The 9060-nt window shown below is 60.3% G+C and carries 12 protein-coding genes; all 12 read left to right on the top strand.

The features are described from left to right. The first annotated feature begins 4 nt into the window (after positions 1 to 4). The 12 genes from iscR (at position 5) to BM315_RS19280 (ending at position 9060) form a co-directional block, all read left to right on the top strand. Positions 5 to 496 carry a Fe-S cluster assembly transcriptional regulator IscR gene (gene iscR / locus BM315_RS19335; protein ID WP_090504358.1) on the top strand — a complete coding sequence of 164 codons (492 nt, stop codon included), beginning with the start codon at positions 5 to 7 and terminating at the stop codon, positions 494 to 496. Positions 497 to 545: 49 nt separating this feature from the next. Then, entirely contained in the window at positions 546 to 1760 is a 1215-nt protein-coding gene (locus BM315_RS19330) for an IscS subfamily cysteine desulfurase (RefSeq protein ID WP_090504355.1), read from the top strand. Positions 1761 to 1801: 41 nt separating this feature from the next. After that, on the top strand, positions 1802 to 2188 hold the full coding sequence (gene iscU, locus BM315_RS19325) for a Fe-S cluster assembly scaffold IscU (protein ID WP_040261926.1): 387 nt from the start codon (positions 1802 to 1804) through the stop codon (positions 2186 to 2188). Positions 2189 to 2199: 11 nt separating this feature from the next. Continuing rightward, positions 2200 to 2523 carry an iron-sulfur cluster assembly protein IscA gene (iscA, locus tag BM315_RS19320; RefSeq protein ID WP_090504353.1) on the top strand — a complete coding sequence of 108 codons (324 nt, stop codon included), beginning with the start codon at positions 2200 to 2202 and terminating at the stop codon, positions 2521 to 2523. A gap of 13 nt (positions 2524 to 2536) precedes the next feature. Beyond that, positions 2537 to 3058, top strand: coding sequence for a co-chaperone HscB (hscB, locus tag BM315_RS19315; protein ID WP_090504350.1), 522 nt, complete (start codon positions 2537 to 2539; stop codon positions 3056 to 3058). 53 nt (positions 3059 to 3111) lie between these two features. Further along, positions 3112 to 4977, top strand: a complete 1866-nt coding sequence (gene hscA, locus BM315_RS19310) for a Fe-S protein assembly chaperone HscA (protein ID WP_090504348.1) — start codon at positions 3112 to 3114, stop codon at positions 4975 to 4977. Positions 4978 to 4979: 2 nt separating this feature from the next. Then, positions 4980 to 5318 (top strand): ISC system 2Fe-2S type ferredoxin, encoded by a 339-nt coding sequence (gene fdx, locus BM315_RS19305; protein ID WP_090504345.1) that lies wholly within the window; start codon positions 4980 to 4982, stop codon positions 5316 to 5318. A 22-nt stretch (positions 5319 to 5340) separates the two neighbouring features. Then, positions 5341 to 5541 (top strand): Fe-S cluster assembly protein IscX, encoded by a 201-nt coding sequence (gene iscX, locus BM315_RS19300; RefSeq protein WP_090504343.1) that lies wholly within the window; start codon positions 5341 to 5343, stop codon positions 5539 to 5541. A gap of 153 nt (positions 5542 to 5694) precedes the next feature. Then, complete coding sequence (gene ndk / locus BM315_RS19295) at positions 5695 to 6126, top strand: nucleoside-diphosphate kinase (protein WP_090504340.1); 432 nt, start codon at positions 5695 to 5697, stop codon at positions 6124 to 6126. Positions 6127 to 6150: 24 nt separating this feature from the next. After that, positions 6151 to 7314: a dual-specificity RNA methyltransferase RlmN gene (gene rlmN, locus BM315_RS19290; protein ID WP_090504335.1), complete on the top strand. Its 1164-nt coding sequence runs from the start codon at positions 6151 to 6153 to the stop codon at positions 7312 to 7314. Between the two features lie 13 nt (positions 7315 to 7327). Further along, positions 7328 to 8086 (top strand): type IV pilus biogenesis/stability protein PilW, encoded by a 759-nt coding sequence (pilW, locus tag BM315_RS19285; RefSeq protein ID WP_090504333.1) that lies wholly within the window; start codon positions 7328 to 7330, stop codon positions 8084 to 8086. Continuing rightward, on the top strand, positions 8086 to 9060 hold the full coding sequence (locus tag BM315_RS19280) for a RodZ domain-containing protein (RefSeq protein ID WP_090504331.1): 975 nt from the start codon (positions 8086 to 8088) through the stop codon (positions 9058 to 9060). Before pilW ends, BM315_RS19280 begins: the two co-directional genes overlap by 1 nt.

The following is a 9060-nucleotide window of genomic DNA, read 5'->3' as shown; positions in this document are numbered from 1 at the left end:
CTCCATGCGTCTGACCACCAAAGGCCGTTACGCCGTTACCGCCATGCTCGACCTGGCGTTGCATGCTCAGCATGGGCCGGTGTCCCTTGCGGACATTTCCGAGCGTCAGGGGATATCCCTGTCCTACCTCGAGCAACTGTTTGCCAAGCTGCGTCGCGGCAATCTGGTTTCCAGCGTGCGTGGGCCTGGTGGTGGTTATCAGCTGTCGCGCGACATGCGGGGCATTCAGGTGGTAGAGGTGATCGATGCGGTCAATGAATCGGTCGATGCCACGCGCTGTCAAGGGCAGGGCGATTGCCATGGCGGTGATACCTGCTTGACTCATCATTTGTGGTGCGACCTGAGCCAGCGGATTCATGAATTCCTCAGTAGTATCAGTTTGGCTGACCTGGTGATGCGCCGCGAAGTGCAGGAAATCGCGCAGAGTCAGGATCAGCGCCGCAGCAATGGCAAGATGCCGCACCTGGACAAGATAGAAGCATCCACCGTCGATTGAACGTAGGGTGCCGGCCCGCGTGGCCAGAAACCTGATTAGGAGAAGATTAATGAAATTGCCGATTTACCTCGATTATTCCGCCACCACTCCGGTCGATCCGCGAGTGGCGCAGAAAATGAGTGAGTGTTTGCTGGTCGATGGCAACTTCGGCAATCCGGCATCGCGCTCCCATGTGTTTGGCTGGAAGGCCGAGGAGGCTGTCGAGAACGGTCGTCGTCAGGTCGCCGAGCTGGTCAATGCCGACCCGCGCGAGATCGTCTGGACTTCCGGTGCCACCGAGTCGGACAACCTGGCGATCAAAGGCATTGCCCATTTCTACAGTGGCAAGGGCAAGCACATCGTGACCTCGAAGATCGAGCACAAGGCGGTATTGGATACCACCCGCCAGCTGGAGCGCGAAGGCTTCGAGGTAACCTATATCGAGCCGGGTGAAGACGGCCTGATCACGCCGGCCATGGTCGAGGCAGCGCTGCGCGAGGACACCATTCTGGTGTCGATCATGCATGTGAACAACGAGATCGGCACCATCAATGACATCGCCGGTATCGGTGAATTGACCCGCTCGCGCGGTGTGTTCTTCCACGTCGATGCTGCGCAGTCCACCGGCAAGGTGGCAATCGATCTGGAGAAGCTCAAGGTCGACCTGATGTCCTTCTCGGCGCACAAGACCTATGGGCCCAAGGGCGTCGGCGCGCTTTACGTGCGACGCAAGCCGCGGGTGCGCCTGGAAGCCCAGACCCATGGCGGTGGCCATGAGCGCGGTATGCGCTCCGGCACCCTGGCGACTCACCAGATCGTCGGCATGGGCGAGGCCTTCCGTATCGCCAAGGAAGAAATGGCCCAGGAAAACCAACGCATCCAGGCCTTGCGCGACCGTTTCTTCGCCCAGGTCGATGGCCTGGAGGAGCTGTATGTCAACGGCAGCATGACCTCGCGGGTGCCGCACAACCTCAACCTCAGCTTCAACTATGTCGAAGGCGAGTCGTTGATCATGGCGCTCAAGGATCTGGCGGTATCCTCGGGCTCGGCCTGTACTTCTGCTTCGCTGGAGCCGTCGTACGTATTGCGCGCCCTGGGTCGTAACGACGAACTGGCGCACAGCTCGATCCGTTTCACCTTCGGCCGCTTCACCACCGAAGACGAAGTCGACTACGCCGCGCAGAAGGTTTGCGAGGCGGTCACCAAGCTGCGCGAATTGTCGCCGCTGTGGGATATGTTCAAAGAGGGTGTTGATCTGTCCAAAGTCGAGTGGGCGGCACACTAAAGCTGCCGTTGAGCAGTCCCTGATGAGAGAGGAATAACCGCATGGCTTACAGTGAAAAGGTCATTGACCATTACGAAAATCCGCGCAATGTTGGCAAGATGGATGCCGAAGACCCCGATGTCGGTACCGGCATGGTCGGTGCGCCGGCCTGCGGTGACGTAATGCGCTTGCAGATCAAGGTCAACGAGCAGGGTGTCATCGAAGACGCCAAGTTCAAGACCTATGGCTGCGGTTCCGCGATCGCTTCCAGCTCCCTCGCCACCGAGTGGATGAAGGGCAAGACCCTGGACGAGGCGGAAACCATCAAGAACACTCAGCTCGCCGAAGAACTGGCGTTGCCGCCGGTGAAGATTCATTGCTCGGTACTCGCCGAGGACGCCATCAAGGCGGCCGTGCGTGATTACAAGCAGAAGAAAGGTTTGCTCTAAGGAGGTTGTCGATGGCTATCAGCATGACCGAAGCTGCCGCTCAGCATGTGCAGCGTTCGCTTGAAGGGCGTGGCAAGGGTGAGGGTATTCGCCTGGGTGTGCGCACCACGGGCTGCTCGGGCCTGGCTTATGTGCTGGAGTTCGTCGACGCAGCCGACAGCGAAGACCAGGTGTTCGAGACTCACGGGGTCAAGGTGATCATCGATCCCAAGAGCCTGGTGTATCTCGACGGCACCGAACTGGACTTCGTCAAAGAAGGGTTGAACGAAGGTTTCAAGTTCAACAATCCCAACGTGCGTGGCGAATGTGGCTGCGGCGAAAGCTTCAACATCTGAGAGTCAGACCCTAGTGGGTAGTCCTTGTCATTTTGCCCTGTTCGAACTCAAGCCGAGCTTCCGTCTGGATCTTGAGCAACTGGCCGTGCGTTATCGCGAACTGGCGCGCAATGTCCATCCGGACCGCTTCGCCGATGCCTCCGATCGTGAGCAGCGCTTGGCGCTGGAGCATTCGGCCAGCCTCAATGAGGCCTATAGCACGCTGAAGAGCGCACCCAGGCGCGCGCGTTACCTGCTGGCGCTGAGTGGGCCTGAATTGCCGCTGGAGGTCACGGTGCAAGATCCGGACTTCCTGTTGCAGCAGATGCATTGGCGAGAAGAATTGGAAGATCTGCAGGACAGCGCCGACTTGCAGGGCGTGGCGACGTTCAAGCGCCGCCTGAAGATCGCTCAGGATGAGTTGAACGAGCGCTTTGCCGTTTGTTGGGACGATGCGCTGCGTCGCGCAGAGGCCGAGCGCCTGATGCGCCGCATGCAGTTTCTCGACAAGCTTTCCCACGAGGTTCGCCAGCTGGAAGAGCGCCTCGACGATTAACCATCGCGGCGCCAACCTGGCGCGCCTGCTATACAGATAAGCATTTATTAATCATGGCCTTACTGCAGATCGCTGAGCCCGGACAGAGCCCCCAGCCCCACCAGCGTCGGTTGGCCGTGGGCATTGACCTGGGTACCACAAATTCATTGGTCGCTGCCTTGCGCAGTGGTTTGTCCGAGCCGATTGCCGATGCCGCGGGGCAGGTCATACTGCCGTCGGCGGTGCGCTATCACGCCGATCGTGTCGAGGTCGGCGAGGCCGCCAGGCTGGCCGCCTCGGCCGATCCGCTGAATACCGTGCTGTCGGTCAAGCGCCTGATGGGCCGCGGTCTGGCCGACGTCAAGCAGTTGGGCGAGCAGTTGCCCTATCGCTTTGTCGAGGGCGAGTCGCACATGCCCTTCATCGAGACCGTACAGGGGCCGAAAAGCCCGGTCGAAGTGTCCGCCGATATCCTCAAGGTGCTGCGCCAGCGCGCCGAAGCCGCCCTGGGGGGCGAGTTGGTCGGTGCGGTCATCACGGTCCCGGCTTACTTCGATGACGCCCAGCGCCAGGCCACCAAGGATGCTGCGCGTCTGGCCGGTCTGAATGTATTGCGTCTGCTCAATGAGCCGACCGCGGCCGCCGTGGCCTATGGTCTGGACCAGCATGCCGAGGGCGTGGTGGCGATTTATGATCTGGGTGGCGGCACCTTCGACATCTCCATTCTGCGTCTGACCGGCGGTGTGTTCGAGGTGCTGGCCACCGGTGGCGACAGCGCCCTGGGCGGCGATGACTTCGATCATGCGATTGCTGGCTGGATGGTCGAGCAGGCCGGTTTGTCTGCCGATCTCGACCCCGGCGAGCAACGCAGTCTGCTGCAGGCGGCCTGCGCGGCCAAAGAAGCCTTGACCACCTGCGACGTTGCCCGGCTCAGTCATGGCGCCTGGCAAGGGCAGTTGAGTCGTCAGCGCTTCGAGGCGTTGATCGAGCCGATGCTGGCCCGCAGCCTCAAGGCCTGTCGGCGTGCCGTGCGCGATGCCGGTATCGAGTTGGAAGAAGTCGAGGCCGTGGTCATGGTCGGCGGTTCGACTCGTGTGCCGCGGGTGCGTCAGGCTGTGGCTGAGCTGTTCGCGCGTCAGCCACTGACCGATATCGACCCGGATCAGGTGGTGGCCATCGGTGCCGCGATTCAGGCCGATACCCTGGCGGGCAACAAGCGCGGCGAGGGTGAGGAGCTGTTGCTGCTGGATGTGATTCCGCTGTCGCTTGGCCTGGAAACTATGGGCGGATTGATGGAGAAGGTCATTCCGCGCAACACCACCATTCCGGTGGCGCGGGCTCAGGACTTCACCACCTACAAGGATGGCCAGACGGCCATGATGATTCATGTGCTGCAGGGCGAGCGCGAGCTGATCAGCGATTGCCGCTCCCTGGCGCGTTTCGAGTTGCGCGGCATTCCGCCGATGGTCGCCGGTGCGGCGAAAATCCGCGTGACGTTCCAGGTCGATGCCGATGGCCTGCTCAGCGTGGCGGCCCGTGAGCTGGCTTCTGGCGTGGAGGCGAGCATCCAGGTCAAGCCGTCCTACGGGCTGACCGATGGCGAAATCGCGCGCATGTTGCAGGATTCTTTCCGCAATGCCGGTGAGGACAAGGTCGCCCGCGTGTTGCGCGAGCAGCAGGTGGATGCCCAGCGTCTGCTCGAGGCGGTAGAGGCCGCCTTGCAGGCCGATGGCGAGCGTTTGCTGGATGCCGATGAGCGTCTGGCGATCGAGGCGCAGATCCAGCAATTGCGCGAGCTGATGACAGGCAGCGATGGCCTGGCCATCGAGCAGCAAACCAAACGTTTGACCCAGGTGACCGATGCCTTTGCCGCTCGTCGCCTGGATGCCACGGTCAAAGCCGCCTTGGCTGGCCGTAGTCTTAATGAAATCGAGGAATAAGCATGCCGCAGGTGATCTTTCTGCCCAACGCCGAGCACTGTCCTGAAGGGGCGGTGATCGAAGCGCAGCCGGGCGAAACCGTGCTCAACGTCGCGCTGCGCAACGGTATCGACATCGAGCATGCCTGCGAGAAGTCCTGTGCCTGTACCACCTGTCATGTGGTGATTCGTGAGGGCTTCTCCTCCATGGAGCCTTCCGACGAGCTCGAGGACGACATGCTGGACAAGGCCTGGGGCTTGGAGCCTAATTCGCGGCTGTCTTGTCAGGCCGTGGTGGCCGAGCAGGACTTGGTGGTGGAAATTCCCAGGTACACCATCAATCAAGTGTCCGAAGGGCACTGAGAATTCGACAAAGGAGCAGGTCATGAGCCTCAAATGGTCCGATGTGCTGGAAATCGCGATCCAGTTGGCGGAAAGCAAGCCCGATGTCGACCCGCGTTTCGTCAATTTCGTCGATCTGCATAGCTGGGTGTTGGCCTTGCCGGACTTTTCCGACGATCCGCAGCGCGGTGGCGAGAAAGTGCTAGAAGCCATTCAGGCCGCCTGGATCGAAGAGGCGGAGTGAGGCAGCCATAAGCTGCAGGCGAGGCGGTTTTTACTTTGGTTCTTGCTTGGGCTTATGGCTTGTGGCTTGGCGCTGCCCTTATGCTTTCCCCCTAACCCGCGTATAATCCGCGGGTTTAATTTTTCGTATTACCCACCGTTTCTGGAGTTCCACATGGCTGTTCAACGTACTTTTTCCATCATCAAACCCGACGCTGTTGCCAAGAACGTAATCGGCGAGATCGTCAGCCGTTTCGAAAAAGCCGGTCTGCGCATCGTCGCCTCGAAGATGGTGCAACTGTCCGAGCGCGAAGCTGGCGGTTTCTATGCCGAGCACAGCGAACGCGGCTTCTTCAAGGATCTGGTGGCTTTCATGGTCTCGGGTCCGGTCATCGTCCAGGTGCTGGAAGGTGAAGATGCCATCGCCAAGAACCGCGAGCTGATGGGCGCCACCAACCCGAAGGAAGCGGCTGCCGGCACCATTCGCGCCGATTTCGCCGTCTCCATCGACGAGAACGCGGTGCATGGTTCCGATTCCGAGGCGTCCGCCGCTCGCGAAATCGCCTACTTCTTCTCCGCTACCGAGGTGTGCGCGCGCATTCGCTAAGGCGACGCGTGCGAGGGTGAAGCCATGACTGAAGCGACCGGCAAAATCAATCTACTGGGTCTGACCCAGGCAGAAATGGAACAGTTCTTCGAGGACATCGGGGAAAAGCGTTTCCGTGCCGGTCAGTTGATGAAGTGGATTCACCACTTTGGCGTCGATGATTTCGATGCCATGAGCAACGTCAGCAAGGTCTTGCGCGAGAAGCTCAAGACCTGCGCTGAAATCCGCGGCCCGGAAGTGGTCAGCGAAGATATTTCCACCGACGGCACGCGCAAGTGGGTAGTGCGGGTGGCGTCGGGCAGTTGTGTGGAAACCGTGTATATCCCGCAAGGTTCGCGCGGCACTCTGTGTGTCTCGTCGCAGGCGGGTTGCGCCCTGGATTGCAGCTTCTGCTCTACGGGCAAGCAGGGTTTCAATAGCGATCTGACGGCCGCCGAAGTGATTGGTCAGGTGTGGATCGCCAACAAGTCGTTCGGTAGCGTGCCGGCCAAGGTCGATCGCGCCATCACCAATGTGGTGATGATGGGCATGGGCGAGCCGTTGCTGAACTTCGACAACGTGGTCGCCGCCATGCAGATAATGATGGACGACCTCGGCTATGGCATCTCCAAACGCAAGGTGACCCTGTCCACCTCGGGCGTGGTGCCGATGATCGATAAGCTCGGCGAAGTCATCGATGTGTCCCTGGCGCTGTCGCTGCATGCGCCGAACGATGAATTGCGCAACCAGTTGGTGCCGATCAACAAGAAGTACCCGCTGGCGATGTTGCTGGCGGCCTGCCAGCGTTATGTCTCGCGTCTCGGCGAGAAACGTGTGCTGACCATCGAATACACCCTGCTCAAGGACGTCAACGATAAGCCCGAGCATGCTGAGCAGATGATCGCACTTCTCAAAGATGTGCCTTGCAAGATCAATTTAATCCCGTTTAATCCCTTCCCTCATTCGGGTTACGAACGGCCGAGCAACAATGCCATTCGCCGTTTTCAGGATCTGCTGCATAAAGCCGGGCACAATGTCACCGTGCGCACCACGCGCGGCGAAGACATCGATGCGGCCTGCGGCCAGTTGGTCGGTCAGGTGATGGATCGTACCCGCCGTAGCGAGCGCTACATTGCCGTGCGTGAGCTTGCAGTGCGCGATATAAGTGGCGTGGCCGAAACGCCGGGTTCCGCCGCCAATCGAACGTGAAGAGAGGATTCCCATGACCCTGCGTACAGCGCTGTTCTTGTTAATTGCCAGCCTGTTGGCCGGCTGTGTGTCGACTGGCGATGTCGACCCGATGAGAACCGGCAAGGGACGTGAAGAAGCGCGTGATGCCTACATCCAGCTGGGTATTGGCTATCTGCAGCAAGGCGCCAGCGAGCGGGCCAAGGTGCCGCTGCAAAAAGCCCTCGATCTCGACCCGTCCAGTGCCGATGCGCATGCAGCACTGGCACTGGTATTCCAGCAGGAAATGGAATACAAGCTGGCCGATGTACACTACCGCAAGGCGCTATCGCAACGCAGTGGCGATGCCCGCTTGTTGAATAACTACGGTGGTTTCCTGTTCGAGCAGGGGCGCTACCAGGACGCACTGGAGCATTATCAGCAAGCGTCCGTGGACAATATGTACCCCGAGCGTTCCCGGGTGTTCGAGAACCTCGGTTTGACGGCTCTCAAGCTCAATCAGCGCGACCAGGCGAAAGCCTATTTCGAGCGCTCGCTGCGCCTGAATAGCCGCCAACCCCGGGCACTGCTGGAAATGGCCGCGCTGCTCTACGAGGAGCAGCAATATGTGCCGGCGCGCGGCTATTACGACAGCTACAGCCAGCTGGCCGAGCAGAATGCGCGTAGCCTGTTGCTTGGCGCGAGCCTGGCGACCATCTTCGAGGATCGCGACACGGCTGCCAGTCTGGGTCTGCAATTGAAACGTCTTTATCCCGGTACGCCGGAATATCAGCAATATCGGTCGGAGCAATGATGAAAGCGGCGCATCCTGAAGTTGTAGCGGCCCGACGCGTCAACCCCGGTGAGTCTCTGCGCGAGGCTCGCGAGAGCAGGGGCTGGGCCGTTGATGAAGTGGCCGCCCAGCTCAATCTCACACCGTTGCGCCTGAGTCAGATCGAAGCCGGAAGCTTCGATCAATTGCCGGGTAATACCTTTGCCCGTGGCTATGTTCGCGCTTATGCAAAGCTTTTGGGCATGGACCAGAGTCGTCTGGTACAGGAGTTCGATCAGTTCACGGGCAGCGATGCCGTGGGCAGCGATGTACACAGCCTGGGGCATATCGAAGAGCCGGTGCGTTATTCGCAAAGCATCCTGCGTTTCGTCAGTTTTGCCTTGCTGGTGGTGCTTGCTGGTGTCGGCTTTTATTGGTGGCAAGAGCAGGCCGAGCGGCATGCCGATGAGGCCCCCGTTACCAGTCTCGAACAGTTTGAAGTGGAAAGCGCCGATGGCACGACGCAAATCCATCCGCTGGATGAACCCGAGGATCAGGCCGTGCTGGCAGCCCAGGGCGCGACTGAGCTGAGCCTGACGCCCACCAGCGTCGAAGAGGCGGCGGCGCCTGAATTGGATAGCTCTGCTGAGCAGGCGGCGGTCGCGGTGATCGAGTCGACTGCAGAAGTGGCGCAGAGCGAACCGGCTATCGCTACAGAGGCCGCCAATCCTGCGCCTGCCGGCATTGTCGAGCCGCCGGCCGTCGTTGCCGGTGAGGGTAGGGTAAATGTCAGCTTTGTCGCCGACTGCTGGACGCAAGTGACCGATGCCAATGGCAAGGTGCTGTTCAGTGCGCTCAAGCGCAAGGGCGAGACATTGCAGCTGGCCGGCAAGGCGCCGCTGGAGCTGCGTCTGGGCTTTGCCCGGGGCGCGCAAGTCAGCTACAACGGCCAGGCGGTCGATGTGACGCCCCATATCACGGGTGAAACCGCGCGGATAAAGTTGGGTGGGCAGTAA

The organism is Pseudomonas borbori, from assembly GCF_900115555.1.
GTDB classification, from domain to species: Bacteria; Pseudomonadota; Gammaproteobacteria; order Pseudomonadales; family Pseudomonadaceae; genus Aquipseudomonas; species Aquipseudomonas borbori.
This window is presented reverse-complemented; position numbering and strand designations above follow the sequence as displayed.

Bases quoted from the DNA above. Each gene is read 5' to 3' on its own strand.
- fdx (WP_090504345.1), top strand. From the start codon at position 4,980: ATGCCGCAGGTGATCTTTCTGCCCAACGCCGAGCACTGTCCTGAAGGG.
- ndk (WP_090504340.1), top strand. From the start codon at position 5,695: ATGGCTGTTCAACGTACTTTTTCCATCATCAAACCCGACGCTGTTGCC.
- hscA (WP_090504348.1), top strand. From the start codon at position 3,112: ATGGCCTTACTGCAGATCGCTGAGCCCGGACAGAGCCCCCAGCCCCAC.
- iscA (WP_090504353.1), top strand. From the start codon at position 2,200: ATGGCTATCAGCATGACCGAAGCTGCCGCTCAGCATGTGCAGCGTTCG.
- iscU (WP_040261926.1), top strand. From the start codon at position 1,802: ATGGCTTACAGTGAAAAGGTCATTGACCATTACGAAAATCCGCGCAAT.
- iscX (WP_090504343.1), top strand. From the start codon at position 5,341: ATGAGCCTCAAATGGTCCGATGTGCTGGAAATCGCGATCCAGTTGGCG.
- BM315_RS19330 (WP_090504355.1), top strand. From the start codon at position 546: ATGAAATTGCCGATTTACCTCGATTATTCCGCCACCACTCCGGTCGAT.
- iscR (WP_090504358.1), top strand. From the start codon at position 5: ATGCGTCTGACCACCAAAGGCCGTTACGCCGTTACCGCCATGCTCGAC.
- pilW (WP_090504333.1), top strand. From the start codon at position 7,328: ATGACCCTGCGTACAGCGCTGTTCTTGTTAATTGCCAGCCTGTTGGCC.
- rlmN (WP_090504335.1), top strand. From the start codon at position 6,151: ATGACTGAAGCGACCGGCAAAATCAATCTACTGGGTCTGACCCAGGCA.
- BM315_RS19280 (WP_090504331.1), top strand. From the start codon at position 8,086: ATGAAAGCGGCGCATCCTGAAGTTGTAGCGGCCCGACGCGTCAACCCC.